The organism is Streptomyces sp. NPDC088350 (genome assembly GCF_044753545.1).
Classification (GTDB): Bacteria; Actinomycetota; Actinomycetes; order Streptomycetales; family Streptomycetaceae; genus Streptomyces.
Genome location: NZ_JBIVNL010000013.1, coordinates 192,171 through 211,404, shown reverse-complemented (window position 1 = coordinate 211,404; position 19,234 = coordinate 192,171). Strand labels below are relative to the sequence as shown.

Here is a 19,234-nt window from a genome sequence, read left to right as displayed (position 1 = left end):
TGGTCTTCGTCCGGCGTCATCCGCGGTCGACGGCGGCCCGCCACTCCGCCACCGCCGCCGTCGACACCGGCCGTCCCCAGCCCTCCGGCCGTGCCGCCCCGCCGATGTGGAAGGCGTCGACGCCGGCGGCGAGCAGGGTCGGTACGTGGGCGAGGCGCAGGCCGCCGCCGACCAGGACGCGCTGCTCGTAGCCGGGTTCGCCGCGCAGTGCCGCCTCGCGGAGCAGGGTGGGGAGGCCGTCGTCGACGCCCGCCGCCGAGCCGGCCGTGAGGTAGGTGTCCAGTCCGGGCAGGTCCGCGAGCTGCTTGCGCAGGGCGTCGCGGTCGGCGGCGCGGTCGATCGCGCGGTGGAACGTCCAGGCGCAGCCGTCCAGTTCGGCGACGACGCGTTCCACCGCGGCCAGGTCGACGCAGCCGTCCGGGTCGAGGAACCCGAGTACGAACTGGTCGGCGCCCGCGCCCCGCAGTTCCGTGGCCGCCCGTACCAGCCGGGGCACGTCACCCGCGGCGAACCCGTCCGCGAGGCGCAGCATCACGCGCAGGTCGATGTCGACGGCGGCGCGGACCGCGGTGAAGGTCTCGACCGGCGGGGTGAGTCCGTCGGCCGCCATGTCGGTGACCAGTTCGAGACGGTCCGCGCCTCCGGCCTGGGCGGCGACCGCGTCCTCGGCGCCGAGGGCGATCACCTCCAGGACTGCACGCGTGCTCATAGGACCCCTTCCGTCGTGTTCCCTGGAGCGGCTACAGGTCTAGTCCAATCTCAGGGTACGCGGGAGGCCGGAGGGGCGCGAGATCGCCCCCGGCGGCTGTCCGCCAGGTGAAGATGTTCGGGAGGGGCTGGTGGCCGCTCTTACGGGTCACGCGGGCGAGAAGGGTGAGAGCGGACCACAGCCTTCACCGCCCTGCGTGCCGGTGCAGGCCTTCAGCTGCCGACGGGGCCGGTGTAGGTGCCGGGATGCGTGGCGCCGTCCTGGAGCAGGACGCTGCCGCCGGGCCAGGTCAGGGTGGCCGAGGTGGTCTCGTTCGGCGGGGTGACGACGACGGAGGTGGCCTTGAACTCGGTTCCGCTGCCCTGGGTCCACGGCAGGAAGGTGATGGTGAACGTCGCGCTGTCGCCGGCGGCCAGGGTGACCTTCTTGGGCGTCGCACCGCTGCGGGTCAGTGACCAGCTGCCCCCGGCGGACTTCAGGTCGACGCCGGGGAAGCCCTGGACGGTGCACGCGGCGGACGTCTTGTTCTTCAGGACCACGGCCAGCTGCTGCTGGTCGTCCGAGCTGCTGATCTTGCCGTCGCCGGAGCCGAACGAGAAGCCCAGCCCGGCGGTGTGGCAGCGGCTCGCGCCGGTGCCGCCACCGCTGCTGCCCGTACCGCCGCCGGTGCCGCTGCCCGCGGCACTGCTGCCGGTGCCGGTGCCGCTGCCGCTGCCCGCGTCCTTGGTGGCACCCGCGTTCTCGGCCGTGGCGCCGCCGCCCTCGGTGGCCGAGGACGAGGACGTCGGCGTGGACGACTTCTCGCCCGAGGCGTCGTTGCCACTGCCGTTTCCGCAGGCGGTGAGCGCCAGGGCGAGCACGGACGTGGCGGCGAGAGCGGTGGCGGAGTGGAGCAGACGCATCGTGATGTTCTCCATTGCGTAAGGCGCACTGACGAGCGCCGTGTTGATCACACAGTATGAGTGAAATCTCAACAGCCTTGTAACCGCAGTGTTCTGAGGCCGCATCAGGTGTGCCCGCGGGCCGTGGGCGAGGGTGAGACGATCTCGCCATGGCCGATCTCGACGCCCTCCGCGCCCGCTGGACCCGCGCCCTCGAAGGGGCCCGCGCGCCGGCCGGCGGACCCGACCCCGAGCCCTACGCCGAGAACCTCCTCGCCCGCTGGCAGGAGCCCCAGCGGCGCTACCACACCCTCACGCATCTCACCGCGGTCCTCGACCACGTCGACGTCCTGGCGAAGCACGCCGCCGACCCGGACGTCGTACGCCTCGCGGCCTGGTTCCACGACGCGGTCTATCTCCCCGACCGCTCCGAGAACGAGGAACGGTCGGCGCGGCTCGCCGAGCGGGCCCTGGCCGAGGCGGGCGTGCCGCAGGACAGGACCGCCGAGGTCGCCCGACTCGTCCGGCTCACGGTCACACACGCCCCCGCCGACGACGACCGCGACGGCCAGGTCCTGTGCGACGCCGACCTCGCGATCCTGGCCGCACCGCCGTCCGCGTACGCCGCGTACACGGCCGCCGTCCGCGAGGAGTACCACTTCGTCCCCAACGACGCCTTCCGGGAGGGCCGTTCGGCGATCCTGCGCCAACTCCTCGCGCTGCCACGGCTGTTCAGGACGCCGTACGGGTCGGCGGAGTGGGAGGCGACGGCGCGGTACAACCTGCGCGGCGAGCTGGAAATGCTGTCGCCGTGAACGGCCCCCACCACTACCCTGCCCGCATGCGAGACATCGGCGGGGAACAGGTCGAGGCGGCCGTCGCGGGGGCGGTGGCGCGGCTCCGGACGGCGACCGGCCAGGACTGGGAGAACACCAAGGCGGGACGGCTGGAGTGCAGTTGCCGGTTCACCGCCACGCACATCGCGAGTGTTCTCCTCGCGTACGCGGGCCAGTTGGCCGGACGCGCCCAGCACGCCTACGTCCCCTTCGGCCTCGCCCTCGACGACGGCACCGACGACTCCGGTGTCCTGGACGTGATCGAGACCACCGGCGCCCTGCTCGCCGCCGCGATCCGCACCACTCCCCGCGAGGTGCGCGCCTTCCACCCGTACCCGTTCCGCAGCGCGAACCGCGAGGGCTTCGCCGCGATGGGCACCGCCGAGGTGCTGCTGCACACGCACGACATCGCCGAGGGCCTGGGCCTGGCCTACGAACCGGCCCCGGAACTGGGCGAGTTCGTCCTCACCCGGATCTTCCCGCACGTCCGCCCCGGCGCCGACCCCTGGCGCACCCTGCTGTGGGCGACCGGGCGCGGCGAACTCCCCGGCCGCGCCCCCGTCACCGAGTGGCGCTGGCACAACAACCTCGTCGTCCCCACCGAACGCCTCACCCTGCAAGGCGTCCACCCGGCCGCCGCCGCCGACCTGGTCGCGGGCGGCGACGGCGGGTTCGCGTGGATCGAGGGCGGCCCGTACGAGGGCACCCGGGAGGCCGCGACCTTCCTGCGCAAGGCGTACGAAGGGGGCGTACACCGCCCGGAGTTCGGGGTGTTCACCCTCGTCCGCCGCGAGGACGGCCGCGCGGTCGGCGGCATGGGCTTCCACGGCGTACCCGACGAGGAGGGCCGCACGGAGATCGGCTACGACCTGGCGGAGGGCGCCCGCGGTCAGGGTTACGCGACGGAGGCCCTGCGCGCCCTGTGCGACTGGGCGCTGGCCAGGGACGACGTACGGACCGTCTTCGCCACGATCGACCGCGGCAACCTCGCCTCCCAGGCGGTCGTCACCCGCGTGGGCTTCAAGAAGGTGAGCGAGGACGACGAGGAGAACGAGTTCGCCTACGAACTCGGCCGCTGAGGACGCCCTTTGGGCCTGCGCAGCCCGGCCGCCGTCAGCAGCCGCACCACCTCCCGGCTCCTGACCTCCACCGCGCCGGCGGCCACCGCGTCCGCGTAACGATGCGAGGGAAGGTCGTAGTGATCGCGCTCGAAGGCCCGCCGCGGCACGCCCAACTCCTCGGCGAACAGGTGGAGTTCTTCGTAGGAGAGATCGCTGACGAGATGGGACCACAGGCGTCCGTGGCCCGGCCAGGTGGGCGGGTCGATGTAGACGGTCACAAGGACCCCAGGTTTCCCACCGCGGCGACCTTCACGCCCGCCTTGTGGCACACCCAGTGCGGGTCGGGGCCGAGTTCCGGTTCGACCTCCAGGGCGTGCGGGTCGCCGGACGCGCAGACCGGGCAGAGCGGCCAGCGTCCGTACGCCTCCAGCAGCGCGTCCTGCACGTCCTGAGCGACCAGCCCGGCGACGTACTCCACACCCTCCGGCCACTGCTCCACCCACCACCGCCGCTCCACGACGGACTCCTCCACCATGGACACCACGTCCGGCGCCACGACCTCGCCCGCGGCCAGATCGGCGAGCACGAGGGCGCGCGCGGCGTGCAGCGCCTGCTCCAGGGGGCTGACGGGATCACTGCTGGGACTACTGGGTGCCATGCACCCATTGTGCGCACTCTTGACCGGACCACCGCCCCGAAAATATCTTTCAGAGGTGACCCAGGACGTGAAGGAAATTTTCGGAAGCGCCTCCGGGAGTTCCGGGAGCACGCCACCTGCCGCGCTGGCCGCGAAGGTGCGCACCCTCGCCCCCTCCATGACCCGTTCCATGCAGCGCGTCGCCGAAGCCGTCGCCGGCGACCCGGCCGGCTGCGCGGCGCTCACGGTCACCGGCCTCGCCGAACTCACCGGCACCAGCGAGGCCACGGTCGTCCGCACCGCCCGCGTCCTCGGCTACCCCGGCTACCGCGACCTGCGCCTCGCCCTGGCCGGCCTCGCCGCGCAGCAGCAGTCCGGGCGCGCGCCCGCCCTCACCACCGACATCGCGGTCGACGACCCGATCGCCGACGTCGTGGCGAAACTCGCCTACGACGAGCAGCAGACCCTCGCCGACACGGCCGCCGGACTCGACACGGCGCAGCTCGGCGCGGCCGTCACCGCCCTCGCCGCCGCCCGCCGCGCCGACGTGTACGGCGTCGGGGCGTCCGGGCTCGTCGCCCAGGACCTCACCCAGAAACTCCTGCGCATAGGACTCATAGCCCACGCCCACAGCGACCCGCACCTCGCCGTCACGAACGCCGTGCAGCTGAAGGCGGGCGATGTGGCCATCGCGATCACCCACTCCGGGTCCACCGGCGACGTCATCGAGCCGTTGCGGGTGGCTTTCGAGCACGGTGCCACGACCGTGGCGATCACCGGGCGGCCGGACGGGCCGGTGACGCAGTACGCCGACCACATCCTCACGACGTCCACGGCCCGGGAGAGCGAGCTGCGGCCGGCGGCGATGTCGTCCCGGACCAGTCAGTTGCTGGTCGTGGACTGCCTGTTCATCGGGGTGGCGCAGCGGACGTATGAACAGGCGGCACCGGCGCTGTCGGCGTCGTACGAGGCACTGGCGCATCGGCATAGGCGCTGACGGTTCATGGTTGTCTGCGGGTGCGTTGTGGCTGGTCGCGCCCACGCGGCGGAGCCGCATATTGATACAGCCCCGCGCCCCGGAGAACACCGGTCGGCCTGCGTTTCCAAGGGGCGCGGGGAACTGCGCGACCAGCCCTCACCGGCCGGCAGACAAGAACGAACGGAAAGAGCCGCTTCTCCATGTCCTCCACGTCCAACCCCCGTGACCTCCGCGCCGAGTTGGAGTCACTCACCACCGAAGCCTTCCGCCCCGAACTCGCCGGGATCGATCAACTCCCCACCCTCGACATCGCCCGCCTCATGAACACCGAGGACGCCACCGTCGCCGCCGCCGTCGCGCAACGCCTCCCCGAGATCTCCGCCGCGATCGACGCCGTAGCCGACCGGATGGGACGTGGCGGCCGCCTGATCTACATGGGCGCCGGCACCGCCGGCCGGCTGGGCGTCCTGGACGCGTCCGAGTGCCCGCCCACCTTCAACACGCACCCCTCCGAGGTGGTCGGCCTGATCGCCGGCGGCCCGGAAGCCCTGGTCACGTCCATCGAAGGCGCCGAGGACTCCCGCGAACTGGCCGAAGCCGACCTCGACGCGCTCGCGCTCACCCCCGACGACACGGTGGTCGGCATCTCCGCCTCGGGACGCACCCCGTACGCGATCGCGGCCGTAGAACACGCGCGGAGCGAAGGCGCGCTGACCATCGGCCTGTCCTGCAACGAGCTCAGCGCGCTGGCCGCAGCCGCCGAGCACGGCATCGAGGTCGTCGTGGGCCCCGAACTCCTCACCGGATCAACGAGGTTGAAGGCGGGCACGGCCCAGAAGCTGGTCCTGAACATGCTGTCCACGATCACGATGATCCGGCTGGGCAAGACGTACGGGAACCTGATGGTCGACGTACGCGCCTCGAACGACAAGCTGCGCGCCCGCTCCCGCCGTATCGTCGCGCTCGCCACCGGAGCGGACGACGCGGAGATCGAGCGGGCCCTCGCCGCGACCGACGGCGAGGTGAAGAACGCGATCCTGGTGGTCCTGGCCGGGGTCGACGGCCCGACGGCCGCCCGCCTTCTGGAGGAGTCCGGCGGCCGGTTGCGCGCGGCGCTGACAGCGGCGACGACCTGACCAGCAGGCTCGGAGGGTGGATACCTCGCCCTCGTACGACACCATCGCCGCCGCCCTCCTCCCCCTCGTCGGCGGCCCCGCGAACGTCACCTCCGTCGCCCACTGCATGACCCGCCTCCGCCTCGGCCTGGCCGACCGGTCGCTGGTGGACGAGGAGGCGCTGCGGGCGCTGCCCGCCGTGCTCGGGGTCGTGGACGACGACACATACCAGATCGTGCTGGGGCCGGGGGTGGTGGCCCGAGTGACCCCGGAGTTCGAGAAGTTGGTGGGCAGCGCCGGTGAACTGGCCGCACGCGGCGCCGAGTTGCGGGAGGCGCGACGGGCGCGCAACGCGACCCCCGGCAAGCTCGTCCTGCGCCGTGTGGCGAACATCTTCGTCCCCCTCATCCCGGCCCTGATCGGCTGCGGAGTCCTGGCGGGCCTCAACGGGCTGCTGATCAACATGGGTTGGCTTCCGGGAGTGACGGGCGCCCTCGCCGCCATCGCCTCCGCGTTCCTCGCGCTCATCGCGGTCTTCGTCGGCTACAACACGGCGAAGGAGTTCGGCGGGACGCCCGTGCTGGGCGGGGCGGTGGCGGCGGTCGTGGTGTACCCCGGGGTGGCGAAGGTGACGGCGTTCGGGGCGACCCTGTCCCCCGGCCAGGGCGGGGTACTGGGCGCACTGGCCGCCGCGCTGCTCGGCACGTACGTCGAACGGTGGTGCCGCACCTGGGTCCCCGCGACCCTCGACGTCCTGGTCACCCCCACCCTGACGGTCCTGATCGCGGGCCTGGCGACGCTCTACGGCCTCATGTACGCGGCCGGCGAGCTCTCCACCGCGATCGGCACGGCGGCGAACTGGCTCCTGTCGACCACGGGCCCCTTCGCGGGCCTGATCCTGGGCGGCCTCTTCCTCCCCCTGGTGATGCTGGGCCTCCACCAGGCCCTGATCCCGATCCACACCACCCTCATCGAACAGCAGGGCTACACCGTCCTGTTGCCCATCCTGGCGATGGCGGGCGCGGGCCAGGTGGGCGCGGCGGTCGCCGTGTACGTCCGCCTGCGCCACGACACTTCACTCCGTACGACCATCAAGTCGGCGCTCCCCGCAGGGTTGTTGGGCGTCGGCGAACCCCTCATCTACGGCGTCTCGCTCCCGCTGGGCCGGCCGTTCCTGACCGCCTGCGCGGGCGGGGCGGCGGGCGGGGCGTTCGTCGGGTTCTTCGCGATGCTGGGCGACAAGGTGGGGGCGACGGCGATCGGACCATCGGGGTGGGCGCTGTTCCCGTTGCTGGCGGGGAACAGGGGGCTGGGGATGACGGTGGCGATCTATGGGGGCGGGCTGCTGACCGGGTACGGGGTCGGCTTCCTGGCGACGTACGCCTTCGGTCTCACCGGAGTCACGGGCTCAGCCACTTCCTCCGACTGCTCCGGTGACCGCTCACCTGCGCGATCGACGTGACGGAGTCACCCGGGTCCTCGGAGCCCGGCCGGCAGCAGCTCACCCCTCCGCCCTCCCTCCCCGCCAGACCAGCGTGTACCGCCAGAACAACCGCCGCCGCAGCCGCGCCCCCGGCAGAAGGCGCGCGGCCTCGCGGCGGATCTCCGCGAAGGTGATCTCCGGGGGCCGGGTGACAGCGGTCATGGACACCGGGCGGGACGCGGCCGTGCGACCCCGGTTCTTCAGCCAGCCGTTGGCGAGGTTCAGGGGGATGGAGAGGGCGGCGAGCAGATGGTCGACGGGACTCTCCTCGCGGGCGCAGCCGACGACCACCAGGGTTCCTCCGGGGGCGAGTTGGTCGCGGAAGCGGGTGAGCGTCTCGGTGAACGGGAGGTGGTGGAGGGCGGCGACGCAGGTGATGACGTCGTAGGGGCCGGCGGGGAGTCCGGCCGGGGCATCGGCGACGACGAAGTCCACGGGGACGCCGGGCGGGGTCAACTCCCTTGCCCTGGCGATGATTTCGGGATCGGAGTCGATCCCCTCCACGCCACCCGTACTCCGCCCGGCCAACAGCCGCGCCAGGTCCCCGCTCCCGCAACCGACGTCCAGGCCGCGCCCGAACCTGCGGGGCAACTGCCGTAGCAACCAAGGGTGGTAGTGGGCGTTGTGGCTCCAGGGGTGGGCGGAGTTGAAGGCTTCGAGGGCCCGGAGGAGCCGGGGCGGGAGTGCGGCCATGGGTTCAGTCGATCACGGCGTCCGCTCAGGGCAGGCGGGCTTCACGATTCCGTTCCCGTACCCGCGCCCGCAGTACCTCCTCCTGAGCCGCGGGCCCGGTCGACTCCGGCGGACAGTCCCACTCCCGGCCGCCACCGACCGGCCGCAACTGCACGTTCCCGCCCACGTGCCCCATCACTTCCCCGACCCGCCCGTCCCGTACGTCCACGGCGTGCGCCCCGACCGGCGGCCGTTCCCCGCGCAGCACGGACGCGAGCTTCTCGGCGGTACGGACGTTGCAACGCCCCAGCACGACAAGCGCGAACGGCTCCTCGCCGGCGCCGGTCACCGGGTCCACACACAGGGACGGCAGGACGACACCGACACCGGTGAGCGCCTCCCGGAGCGAGGCGACGACTTCTTCCGTCGACCGCAGCATTCCTTACACCTCCACGCAGAGTTTGCTGTTCGCAACACAGCGTGGTGGGTGGGTGTCTAACCTGGCCATAGGCGGCGTACCAACAACCCCACTGTTCAACATGGAGTTGCCATGCCAGGTCCGAAGGATCTCGACCCCTCCTCGTCCCCCCGCTCGATGCTGGGCGCGGAGTTGCGCCACGCCCGCGAGAAAGCAGGCCTCAGCCAAACGGAGTTGGGCCAGATGCTCTTCGTGAGCGGCACGTTCATCGGCCAACTCGAAGCAGGCACACGGCGGATGCACCTGGAGTACGCCGCCGTGTTCGACGAAGTCCTCGGCACGGACGATTTCTTCACCCGCAACTGCCACGCGGCAGCGCAGTCCCGCTACCCGGAGCACTTCGCGGAGGCGGTGGAGGCGGAAGCGGTATCGACCGCGATCCGTGAGTACCAGGCCATGCTCATCTCCGGGTTGCTGCAGACGCCCGACTACGCACGTGCCGTCTTCCGCGCCTATCGGCCGACCGCGACGGACGAGGACATCGACGAGCTGGTGGCGGCCCGCGTGGACCGTGCCCGCATCCTCAAGCATCCAACAAAGCCGCTGCTCTGGGTGATTCTGGACGAAGCGGTACTGCGCCGGGAGACCGGCGGGAGGAAAGTGATGGCGGCAGCCTTGCGGCACGTGACCGGGCTGATCCACCAGCACCGGATCCTCGTGCAGGTGCTGCCCTTCGACGCGGGAGGGCATGCCTCGATGGAAGGCTGCATGAAACTGATGGAGTTCGACGACGCCCCTCCCCTCGTCTACTTCGACTCCGTCGGCACCGGTCGACTGGAGGACGACCCGGCCACCGTCGCCCGCCACCGGATCACCTTCGAGTTCCTCGCCGCCGCCGCACTCTCCCCGGAAGACTCCCTGGCGTTGATCGAGTCAGTGGCCCAGGATTACGAACATGGCGAACAACACCCCTGATTACGATCTCCGCACAGCAACCTGGCACAAGTCCAGCTACAGCGGAGGCAGCGGCGGCGACTGCCTGGAGGTCGCCCGCTGGCGCAAGTCCACGCACAGCGGCGGCGACGGCGGCGACTGCCTCGAAGTAGCCGACGGCCACCCCGCCCTCGTCCCCGTCCGCGACTCCAAGAACCCCCTCGGCCCGAAGCTGGTCTTCCAGGCCCCCGCATGGTCGGCCTTCGTCGAAGACCTCAAGCGGGCCTGATACCAACATCACCGCCATCACACGGAGCCCGGGCAACCAACCCACCCCAAACCCGACTATCGTCGACAGAACCATGAACCACGCCCAGCAGACCGCCCTAGGCCGCGCCCTCCGCCTCCTCGGCGAGCACGGCGAGGCGCTCACGTCCGACACCCCCGACGCCCGGCTGCACGAGGTCAAGGCGGATCTCAGGCGCGCCCTCGACCTGCTGGACGACAGCGTCAGCGGCGGCGCACCCACCACACGCTGCCCGGAGCATCCGAACGGCCCGGTCGACACCGACGCCCCCGACCTCTGCCTGCTCTGCGAGACCCGGCGCCGCACGGCCCGCCGTTCCGAGTTCAACGGCCCCGCCGTCACCCGGCCCGCCGACACCACGCCCTCCCGCTACGGCGTACGCGAGGACCGCCCGCAGGCCCAGCAGCGCTGGCTCCCCGAGCTGTGGAACGGCCAGGCCTGGCAGCTCTGCGGCACCCCGCGCCGCGACCGCCACGAGGCCGAGCTGTACATCAACGCCGCCCGCCGCGGTTCCCGCCCGGCGATGGCGTACCGCCTCGTCCACGAGTTCACGGACTACGAGGTGCTCCGCGTCTGGGGCACACCGGTGCACGTGGACATCGAGCCGCTGGGGAACCTGTAGCGCTGGGGAACCTGCTGGTGGACGCGCAACGCGAAGTCCCCGCCCCGCGCGATGCGGGACGGGGACTTCATCGGAGCGCCGGGCAGGCCTTGCACCTGCATTTCCCCGCAGGAAGCGGGGCGTCTTTCCTTGGACCACCAACGCAGCGCCGACCGGCCGGAGTTACGGCGGCGAGCTCAAGATCCACTATACCCCGTGGTCGCGTGAGCCCGCTACGGCGCATGCCGTTCGAGTGCCGACCGAACCTGCTCCGCGTCCAACTGGTACACCGTCTCGTGCGCCCGCGGATCTCGCGCATGGAGGGTGTGGAACATCGGCCCGGTCTCCCCGCCCAGTTCCACCAGCGAGGCCGAGGCACCCCGCACGGCCCGCTCGGTGCCGGGCGCGGTGGTCAGATCCAGCCGGTTGACGACACCGGGCGTGACCCACACGGGAGTCGCCTCCAGAAACCCGAAGAGCTGGAGGTGGAAGTGGCCCGTGAGCACGACCCGTACGTCACTCCCCCGGATCGCGTCCGCCAACTCCCCCGGATTCCGCAGCCCGAAGGCCCGCTGCATCGGCGTACCGAGGTTGACCGGCGGATGATGAAAGGCAAGAACGGTCCCGTTCTCGGCCGGAGTCCTCAACTCCTCCTCCAGCCAGTCCAGTTGGGCCCGGCTCAGCTGCCCGTACACCTTCCCCGGCACCAGCGAGTCCAGCGTGATGAACCGATACCCGCCGACCGTACTGACAGCGGCACACCCGAACTCCGCCGGGAACACGGCGTCCGGAGCCTCGTGCCCACTCCCCAGCACCTTCCCGAACGCCTCCCGCTCGTCATGGTTCCCGGTCGTGTAGAAGACCGGCACCCCACCCATCACCCGCGCGAACCCGCCCACCAACTCCCGCACAGCCGCGTACGCTTCGACCGCCCCGTCGTTCGCGAGGTCCCCGGTGACGACGACCGCGTCCACACCCCGCTGATGCCGCAGCTCGGCGAGCATCAACCGCAGGGAGTCCGTCGCGTTGACGCCGTGCCGGTTGGGGGCGTCGGTGCGCTCCAGGTGGGTGTCGGACAGATGGAGAATCCTCATGTTCCGGCACGTTAGCCCGAGTTGGGACCCTCACCAATAGCCACAGCTCAACGGGTGGCCGGCCGCCACATCGTCGTGACCACCTGGCCGCCGGCGGTGACGATCTCGTCACGAGCCAGGAAGCCGACGCTCTCGTAGCGCTTGATGTTGGCCGGGTTGGTCGACTCCAGGTAGACGGGGGCGCCGAGCGCGTCGATCCGGGCGAGCCCCTCCGTCACCAGGCCCATGCCCAGGCCCTTGCCGCGGTGGTCGGCGTGCGTGCCCAGGATCGTGAGGTAGAAGAACGGCTCGGCGGGGTGCGCCGCCTCGAACCGATCCCCCACCACCGTGATCGCGCGGGCCGTCTCCGCATCCGTGACCGCGGCCAGCCGCCCCTCAAGCCCGGCGGCCTCCTCCTCGGTCAACTCCACACCGCCCGGCGGAATGAAGACCGCCGCGGCCTCCACGTCCGGTGTCACCAGAGTCCACGGATACCGCAGCGCGGAGCCGGCATAGACCCGCCACATCACGGCCGCCTGCGCGGCCCGCCGCCGCTCGTCGGGGAAGGCGGGCCCCCAGACCGGGTCGTGGAAGAAGGCGCTGGTGAAGGTGGCGACGACGGCGTCCAGATCGGCGACGGTCGCTACGCGGGAGGCTGTGGTCATACGACTCACGGTACGCACGCATGCCCACAGCCCTCCACGAGGTCATCACAGGGCAATAACAATCTTTACCGCAGCAACAGCACAGACTGCCGGGCGCTTTGCACTTATCAGCCACTCTCGGCACCTCTTGTCCGACAGGCAGCCCTTGGTCGATCCACAGAAAGCACAGCCTCCGGAATCCGGAACCCCGCCCGGGTCAAGAGCAGGTATGCCAGACGCTCTCGCTTTTGATCAGTTCGTGACTTTTCTTTTGCTTCGCCTCACAGTTTCTTGACCTTTTATCAGCGGTTCGTGACGCACTGGGCGTCACGAGGTGATCGCTGGAGTTGAGTTGGGACTCAAGGGGAGAAGGGTCTTCTCGGCCACAAGGGGGCGGGGGAGATCATCGGGAGCTTTGCTGAGGCATACGGCGCTGGCCGTGGCCGCCGTGCTGGCGGCGGAGACGGCGCTGGTGTCGTTGGAGTCGGGGGCGGCGTTCGCGGCCGACTCGGGCACCACGGTCGTAGCGGCCGTGGCGGACACCAAGTCGGCTGCCTCGTCGGCGGATTCAGTGGACGCGGCGCTGTTGATGGCGCGGTCGCAGGACCGGAAGATCGAGGTGCTGTCGGAGCGCACGGCCGACTCGACGACGTACGCGCTGCCGAGTGGTGAGCTGCAGACGTCGACGTACGCGGGGCCGATCCGGCAGCAGGTGGCCGGCGGCACGTGGCGGGACATCGACACGTCGTTGTCGGACACGGGCGCGTCGCTGGAACCGGACGTCGCCGCGGCCGACATCGCGGTCTCCGACGGCGGTGACACGGCGCTGGTGTCGGTCGACAAGGGCAGCACGTCGTTCGGCCTGGGCTGGGAGTCGAAACTCCCCACGCCGACGGTGAAGGACGACACCGCCTCCTACGACCTGGGCGACGACCAGACCCTCACAGTGACCGCGCTGGCCCAGGGCTTCAGCCAGAACATCGTCCTGGACGCCAAGCCCGACAGCGCCCCGGTGTACCGAATCCCCATGCAGCTCAAGGGACTTGAGCTGTCGATCGCCGACTCCGGCCACCTCCTGCTGAAGAACGCCGACGGCAAGCTGGTGGCGGAAGCCCCCGCGCCGATGATGTGGGACTCCTCCCAGGACAAGGCTTCCGGCGAGTCGAAGTACCAGGCGAAGGTCGCCACCAAGGTCGAGACCGCCGACGACGGCACCCAGACCCTGGTCCTCAGTCCCGGCGCGGACTACTTCACCCAGGACCTGACCTACCCGGTCACCGTCGACCCGACCTCCACCCTCGCCGTCACCACCGACACCTGGGTGCAGACACCGGACTACACCGATTCGCAGGTCTCCTCGACGGAGCTGAAGTCGGGTACGTACGACGCGGGCACTGATGTGGCGCGCTCGTACCTGAAGTTCGACGTGTCGAAGTTCGCCGGCAAGCACATCACCGACACCAACCTCGCCCTGTACTCCTACTACGCCTCGACCTGCTCCACCTCGGGCGCGGGTACGCAGGTGCGGCGGATCACCTCCACCTGGTCGTCGTCCACCGTCACCTGGGCCGCCCAGCCCACCACCACGACCACCGGCGCGGTGACCAACACCGCCGCGCTGGGCTACAGCACCTCCTGCCCGGCGGGCACGATGAACTTCGACATCGACACCCTCGTGCAGGCGTGGGCGGACGGTTCGACCAACTACGGCCTCCAGGTGCGTGGCGCGAGCGAGACCGACTCACTGACCTGGCGGCGCTTCCGTTCCGCCAACTACGTCTCCGGGGACGGCTCGACCGAGCCGCACCTGACGGTGACGTACAACTCCTATCCGGCGACGCCGAGTTCGACGGCGATCTCGCCCTCGCAGGTCAACGCCTACAACGGCAAGCGCTACGTCACCTCCCTCACCCCGACCCTCTCGGCGAAGGTCACCGACCCCGACGGGTCGGCCACGAAGGGGCAGTTCGAGGTCACGGCCGACCCGGCGTACGCGGACACCACGTACACGTACACCGCCACGTCGTCCTCGGTCGCCTCCGGCGCGACCGCGAAGCTCGCGATCCCGTCGGCCTCCGCCTTCCCGGCCGGTGTGCACCTGCGCTACCGGGTGCGGGCCTACGACGGTACGGACTACGGCAGTTGGACCGGCTACACCACGTTCGTGATGAACACCGGCCTGCCCGCCGCACCCACCGTCACCTGCGACACGTACACCCAGAACGGCTGGACGGCCAAGGCCGACGACGCCGACACCTGCACCATCGACACGTCCTCGTCCGACGGCGCCGGCTACTACTGGGGCCTGGACAACAGCGGCCTGCCGAACAAGAAGCTGGACACCACCAACGGCAACGGCGGCGACGCCGCCACCGTGAGCATCGCCCCGGCGAACGGCTGGCACACGCTCTACGCCCGCACCGTCGACTCCGGAGGAAACCTCTCCGCCGCAACCACCGCCTACAGCTTCGGTGTCGGCGCGGACGGCGCCGCGATCCTCTCCCCGGCCGGCGGTGACACCACCGCCCGCCGCCTCACCCTCGCCGCCAAGGGGCTCTCGACCTACACGGGTGTGACCTGGCAGTACCGGCGCGGTGAGACCGACACCTGGCACACCGTCCCGGTCGGTGACGTCACCGTATCCGGCAGCGCGGTCTCCGCCTGGCCGGTCGCCGTCACCAGCGGCACCGCCACCAAGTTGGTCTGGAACACGGTCAGTTCGCTGTCCGAGGACGGCGCCATCGAGCTGCGTGCAGCCTTCACCGACGGCACCACCACCGGCTACTCGCAGACCGTCGAGGTCACTCTCGACCGCGACGCGGGCACCGCGCCGACCGCCGAGGTCGGCCCCGGCACGGTGAACCAGCTCACCGGCGACTACACGCTGGACGCCACCGACGCCACCGCCTTCGAAGCCTCCGTCAGCCGCACCTACTCCTCGCGCGCCAACTCCACCGACACCGAGGGCCAGGCCGAGATCTTCGGCCCCGGCTGGACCTCCTCCGTCACGGGTGCGACGAGCGACTACACACAGATCCGCAAGACCTCCGGGACCTCCGTCGAACTGCTCAGCGGGGACGGCGGCGCGATCGCGTTCACGCTGAACTCGGACGGGAGTTGGACTCCGCAGACCGGCGCCGAGACCCTCACCCTGACGGGCACGTTGTCCGGCACGACGTTCACGCTGACCGACACCGACGCCAACACCACGGTGTTCACGAAGGCGGCCTCCGCGGCGACGACCTGGACCCTGTCCTCTTCCGCCACCGCGGTCGACGACACCACGGTCACCACCGTCTCCGAGACCATCACCTCAGGCACCGCCACCCTGGCGCGGCCCAAGTACGTGATCTCCCCGACCGGCGCGGTCACCGCGGCCACCTGCCAGGCGACGCCCGCCACCAAGGGCTGCCGGGTCCTGGAGTTCGTCTACGCCTCCACCACCACCGCCACGTCCAGCGCGCTGGGCGACTACACGGGCCAGGTCAAGGCGATCAAGCTGTGGGCCACCACCCCGGGTGCCACCGCCGCCACCGCCGCCACCGCCGAGACCCTCACTTCGTACGCGTACGGAGCGTCCGGCAAGCTCCGCCAGGTCTGGGACCCGCGCATCAGCCCGGCCCTGAAGACGGAGTACACCTACGACTCCGACGGCCGGGTGGAGACCCTCACCAACCCCGGTGAGCTGCCCTGGACCTTCACCTACGGCAAGGCCGGCTCGGCCCTGACCGCGGGCGCGGGCATGCTGCTCAAGGCCACCCGCGCGGCCCTCGCCGAGGGTTCGGACAGCACCACGTCCGGCACGGCGGTCACCACCGTCGTCTACGACGTCCCGCTCTCCGGCACCACCGCCCCGCACCAGATGGACGCCACCACGGTCGCCACCTGGGCCCAGGACGAAGCCCCGACCGACGCCACCGCCGTCTTCCCGGCGGACAGCGTCCCGGCTTCCACCACCGGCGGTGACCTGACGTCTTCGGCGTACGACCGCGCGACCGTCACCTACATCAACGCGAGCGGCGAGGAGACCAACACCGCCAGGCCCGGCGGCTCGCTCACCACGACCGAGTACGACGAGTACGGCAACACGGTCGCGGATCTCACCGCGGCCAACCGCGAGCTGGCACTCGGCGGTTCCGCGGACGAGCTGGCCGAACTCGGCCTGACCAACCTGTCCACCGCCGACCGCGCCCAACTGCTGGCCACGGTCTCCGAGTACGCGACGGACGGCGAACGCCTCACCGACGAGTACGGCCCCCTGCACGCCGTCACCCTCGCGAAGGAACTGACCGGCTCCACCACCGAGTCGACGCTCGCGGCGGGCACGGTGGTCCCGGCCCGCGCCCACACGGCGTACACCTACGACGAGAACAAGCCCACCGACGCGGCGGTCTCCGACCTGGTGACCTCCACGGTCACCGGCGCGTCCGTCGCGGGCTACGGCACCGACGCCGACACCACCACGACCACGACCACCTACGACTGGTCCACCGGCCGGGAGAAGGCCACCGAGGGCGGTGGGACCACAGCGCTCGTGACGACGTACGACGACGCGGGCCGCGTGGCCACCACGCGCACCGCGGGCTCCTCCGGCTCGGACGCGGGCACACTGGCGTACACGTACTACGACGCGGACGCCTCCGGCACCTGCGCCTCGGTCGCGTGGGACGGCCTGCTCTGCAGGACCGCGCCCGCGGCGGCGATCACCGGCGGCGGGACCAACCCCACCGAAGCGGTCACCACCGTCTACACCTACGACCGATGGGGCCAGGGCGCGGGCAAGGCGGAGACCGCCAACAGCGTGACCCGCACCACCACCATCACGGTGGACGCGGCCGGCCGGACGACCAGCACGGCGATCACCGGCGGCACGGGCACGGACACCCCCGCCACCACCGTCACCTACGACGAGACCAACGGGCAGATCGCCACCCAGACGTCCAACGGCCAGACCATCGCGGCCGGCTATGACGACCTGGGTCGTCAGACCTCGTACGCCGACGGCGCGGGCAACACCAGCACCACGTCGTACGACGTGCTGGACCGTCCGGTGAAGACCACCGACTCGGCGCCGTCCACCGTCACCTACGCCTACGGCACCGCAGGCAAGCTGAAGACCCTGACCGACTCGGTCGCGGGCACCTTCACCGGCACCTACGACGCCGACGGCACGCTGGCGACGGAGACCCTGCCCGGCAGCTACACCCTCACCGTCACCACCGACCCGGCCGGCCAGCAGACCGGCCGCGAATACACGACGTCGGACGGCACCACCGTCGCCTCCGACACCGCCGGTTACACGGTCGCCGGACACCGCTCCGGCCACACCCAGACCGACGGCTCGACGACGGAAACGGCCTACACCTACGACAGCGCCGGCCGCCTCACGAAGGCCGCCGACACCACCGCCAACGGCTGCACCACCCGCGCCTACACCTTCGACGCGAACAGCAACCGCACGGCCCTGACCGCGAGTTCGGACGACTGCGACAGCAGCACCTCCGACACCACCGCGAACACCACGTCGTACACGTACGATTCGGCGGACCGGCTGGCCAACTCCGGCTACGTCTATGACGCGTTCGGCCGCACCACCACGAGCGGCAGCACGACCCTGGCGTACTACACCAACGACCTGGTGCGCACCGAGACCCTCGGCACCAGCCGTAACTCCTGGTCCCTGGACGCCGCCGGACGCCTCGCCGTCCAGACCGCCCAGACCCAGGCGACCGACGGCACCTGGACCACGTCGTCCACCACGACCAGCCACTACGGCTGCGGCTGCGACAGCCCCACCTGGACGAAGACCGGCACCACCGTCACCCGAAACGTCCAGGACCTCACCGGTGACCTCACCGCCACCACGGGCGCCGACGGCACAGCCGTCCTGCAACTCGCCAACCTGCACGGCGACATCGCCGTCCAGCTCCCGCTGGACACCACCGTCGCGGCCACCGTCCAGCACTATGACGAGTACGGCAACGTCCAGGACGACACAGCCGCCACCCGCTACGGCTGGACCGGCACCAAGCAGCGCTCCGGCGACACGCTCAGCGGTTACACGCTGATGGGGTTGCGGCTGTACGACCCGTCCACGGGACGGTTCCTCCAGGTCGACTCGGTCGTCGAGGGCTCGCCGAATCACTACGGCTACCCTGTCGACCCGGTCATGATGTACGACCTCGACGGTACGAGCTGGTGGAGCAGCTGGTACTGGAAGCGGCGGTGCATCATGCTCGTCGGGATGCTGATCCTCAGCGTCATTCCCTGGACCTCGTGGACCAAGATCGTGACGATCGCGTACCGGATCTCGAGGGATCTGAAGCGCGCGAAGCGAATCATCCGCGTCGTCCGACGGATCGTCCGCGGCGAAGGGTTCAACGCCAACTCCGTGGTCCAGGGGATCTTCACCCTGTACTTCGGGTGGAACGACATCAAGACCGCCTGCCGCAAGGCGTGGTGACCGGCCGACCCGCTGAGGTCCTTTTCCGTCAGTTCCGTTCGCTGGAGAAAGGTTCGTTGTCGGCGTGTTGGACATAGCCCTGTTCGCAGTCGTGGTGGTCGAGCTGCTCGGCATTGCCGGGCTCGCCGCCGCCAACAAGAAGATGGTCACCGATCTTCCGTTCCAGTACGTCCTGTTGGGCGTCATGGCGGTCAGCTGGGGGATGCAACGCTCCTCAGGGTCTCGTACGCCGTTCCTGGAGGGCGTACTCGCGGGCGTGGTCATCCCGGTGCTCCTTGTCCGGGCCGTCGAGTACTCCTTCGAGCAACGGGAGGAAAGCCGCTTGCGCAGCGTCGTCCTGAAAGGAGCGTGGGTCTTCGTGCCCCTGCACGCCGCGTGCACCGGGATGTTCGGGTGAGACCGGCCCGCACTCCTGCTGACGG

18 protein-coding genes are annotated in these 19,234 nt (G+C 70.6%); 10 read left to right on the top strand and 8 right to left on the bottom strand.

From position 1 onward, the window contains the following. Window positions 1-16: 16 nt before the first annotated feature. Both ACIQBL_RS38625 and ACIQBL_RS38620 read right to left on the bottom strand, forming a co-directional pair. Window positions 17-709: a copper homeostasis protein CutC gene (locus ACIQBL_RS38625; RefSeq protein ID WP_401950948.1), complete on the bottom strand. Its 693-nt coding sequence runs from the start codon at window positions 707-709 to the stop codon at window positions 17-19. 212 nt (window positions 710-921) lie between these two features. Beyond that, window positions 922-1,611 carry a DUF4232 domain-containing protein gene (locus ACIQBL_RS38620; protein ID WP_401950945.1) on the bottom strand — a complete coding sequence of 230 codons (690 nt, stop codon included), beginning with the start codon at window positions 1,609-1,611 and terminating at the stop codon, window positions 922-924. Between the two features lie 149 nt (window positions 1,612-1,760). Between ACIQBL_RS38620 and ACIQBL_RS38615 the strand changes: the two genes are divergently transcribed. Both ACIQBL_RS38615 and ACIQBL_RS38610 read left to right on the top strand, forming a co-directional pair. Further along, window positions 1,761-2,405 (top strand): hypothetical protein, encoded by a 645-nt coding sequence (locus ACIQBL_RS38615; protein ID WP_401950942.1) that lies wholly within the window; start codon window positions 1,761-1,763, stop codon window positions 2,403-2,405. Window positions 2,406-2,431: 26 nt separating this feature from the next. Continuing rightward, the gene (locus tag ACIQBL_RS38610; RefSeq protein WP_401950939.1) at window positions 2,432-3,505 is read left to right on the top strand and encodes a GNAT family N-acetyltransferase; all 1,074 of its coding nucleotides are present in this window, start codon (window positions 2,432-2,434) and stop codon (window positions 3,503-3,505) included. Here ACIQBL_RS38610 and ACIQBL_RS38605 read toward each other — a convergent pair. Both ACIQBL_RS38605 and ACIQBL_RS38600 read right to left on the bottom strand, forming a co-directional pair. Next, window positions 3,487-3,765: a DUF4031 domain-containing protein gene (locus tag ACIQBL_RS38605; RefSeq protein WP_401950936.1), complete on the bottom strand. Its 279-nt coding sequence runs from the start codon at window positions 3,763-3,765 to the stop codon at window positions 3,487-3,489. The two genes, ACIQBL_RS38610 and ACIQBL_RS38605, sit on opposite strands and share 19 nt — an antisense overlap. Continuing rightward, complete coding sequence (locus tag ACIQBL_RS38600) at window positions 3,762-4,145, bottom strand: hypothetical protein (protein ID WP_401950933.1); 384 nt, start codon at window positions 4,143-4,145, stop codon at window positions 3,762-3,764. Before ACIQBL_RS38600 ends, ACIQBL_RS38605 begins: the two co-directional genes overlap by 4 nt. A 55-nt stretch (window positions 4,146-4,200) precedes the next feature. Between ACIQBL_RS38600 and ACIQBL_RS38595 the strand changes: the two genes are divergently transcribed. From ACIQBL_RS38595 to ACIQBL_RS38585, 3 genes are all read left to right on the top strand, one after another. Next, window positions 4,201-5,121: a MurR/RpiR family transcriptional regulator gene (locus ACIQBL_RS38595; RefSeq protein WP_401950931.1), complete on the top strand. Its 921-nt coding sequence runs from the start codon at window positions 4,201-4,203 to the stop codon at window positions 5,119-5,121. 182 nt (window positions 5,122-5,303) lie between these two features. Next, entirely contained in the window at window positions 5,304-6,239 is a 936-nt protein-coding gene (gene murQ, locus ACIQBL_RS38590) for an N-acetylmuramic acid 6-phosphate etherase (RefSeq protein WP_401950928.1), read from the top strand. A 16-nt stretch (window positions 6,240-6,255) separates the two neighbouring features. Beyond that, window positions 6,256-7,680, top strand: a complete 1,425-nt coding sequence (locus tag ACIQBL_RS38585) for a PTS transporter subunit EIIC (protein WP_401950925.1) — start codon at window positions 6,256-6,258, stop codon at window positions 7,678-7,680. Window positions 7,681-7,719: 39 nt separating this feature from the next. Here ACIQBL_RS38585 and ACIQBL_RS38580 read toward each other — a convergent pair whose 3' ends face one another. Together ACIQBL_RS38580 and ACIQBL_RS38575 are read right to left on the bottom strand one after the other, a co-directional pair. Beyond that, the gene (locus ACIQBL_RS38580; protein WP_401950922.1) at window positions 7,720-8,394 is read right to left on the bottom strand and encodes a class I SAM-dependent methyltransferase; all 675 of its coding nucleotides are present in this window, start codon (window positions 8,392-8,394) and stop codon (window positions 7,720-7,722) included. Between the two features lie 25 nt (window positions 8,395-8,419). Continuing rightward, a complete protein-coding gene (locus ACIQBL_RS38575) occupies window positions 8,420-8,812 on the bottom strand; it encodes a hypothetical protein (protein ID WP_401950920.1) in 393 nt (130 codons plus the stop codon). A 111-nt stretch (window positions 8,813-8,923) separates the two neighbouring features. On the opposite strand from ACIQBL_RS38575, the gene ACIQBL_RS38570 reads away from it, so the two are divergent. The 3 genes from ACIQBL_RS38570 to ACIQBL_RS38560 all read left to right on the top strand — a co-directional run bounded on the left by ACIQBL_RS38570 (window position 8,924) and on the right by ACIQBL_RS38560 (window position 10,653). Beyond that, on the top strand, window positions 8,924-9,766 hold the full coding sequence (locus ACIQBL_RS38570; protein ID WP_401950917.1) for a helix-turn-helix domain-containing protein: 843 nt from the start codon (window positions 8,924-8,926) through the stop codon (window positions 9,764-9,766). Then, window positions 9,747-10,013: a DUF397 domain-containing protein gene (locus ACIQBL_RS38565; RefSeq protein WP_401950914.1), complete on the top strand. Its 267-nt coding sequence runs from the start codon at window positions 9,747-9,749 to the stop codon at window positions 10,011-10,013. The genes ACIQBL_RS38570 and ACIQBL_RS38565 overlap by 20 nt, the downstream gene beginning before the upstream one ends. Before the next feature lie 73 nt (window positions 10,014-10,086). Next, entirely contained in the window at window positions 10,087-10,653 is a 567-nt protein-coding gene (locus tag ACIQBL_RS38560; RefSeq protein WP_401950912.1) for a hypothetical protein, read from the top strand. Window positions 10,654-10,865: 212 nt separating this feature from the next. Here the strand turns inward: ACIQBL_RS38560 and ACIQBL_RS38555 are convergent, their stop codons facing one another. Both ACIQBL_RS38555 and ACIQBL_RS38550 read right to left on the bottom strand, forming a co-directional pair. Beyond that, entirely contained in the window at window positions 10,866-11,726 is an 861-nt protein-coding gene (locus ACIQBL_RS38555; protein ID WP_401950910.1) for a metallophosphoesterase family protein, read from the bottom strand. A gap of 47 nt (window positions 11,727-11,773) precedes the next feature. After that, on the bottom strand, window positions 11,774-12,370 hold the full coding sequence (locus ACIQBL_RS38550; RefSeq protein ID WP_401950907.1) for a GNAT family N-acetyltransferase: 597 nt from the start codon (window positions 12,368-12,370) through the stop codon (window positions 11,774-11,776). A gap of 394 nt (window positions 12,371-12,764) precedes the next feature. Here ACIQBL_RS38550 and ACIQBL_RS38545 point away from each other — a divergent pair, with 394 nt between their 5' ends. Together ACIQBL_RS38545 and ACIQBL_RS38540 are read left to right on the top strand one after the other, a co-directional pair. Further along, window positions 12,765-18,812, top strand: coding sequence for a DNRLRE domain-containing protein (locus tag ACIQBL_RS38545; protein WP_401950904.1), 6,048 nt, complete (start codon window positions 12,765-12,767; stop codon window positions 18,810-18,812). Between the two features lie 64 nt (window positions 18,813-18,876). Continuing rightward, a complete protein-coding gene (locus tag ACIQBL_RS38540) occupies window positions 18,877-19,209 on the top strand; it encodes a hypothetical protein (RefSeq protein ID WP_401950901.1) in 333 nt (110 codons plus the stop codon). The last annotated feature ends 25 nt before the right edge of the window (window positions 19,210-19,234 follow it).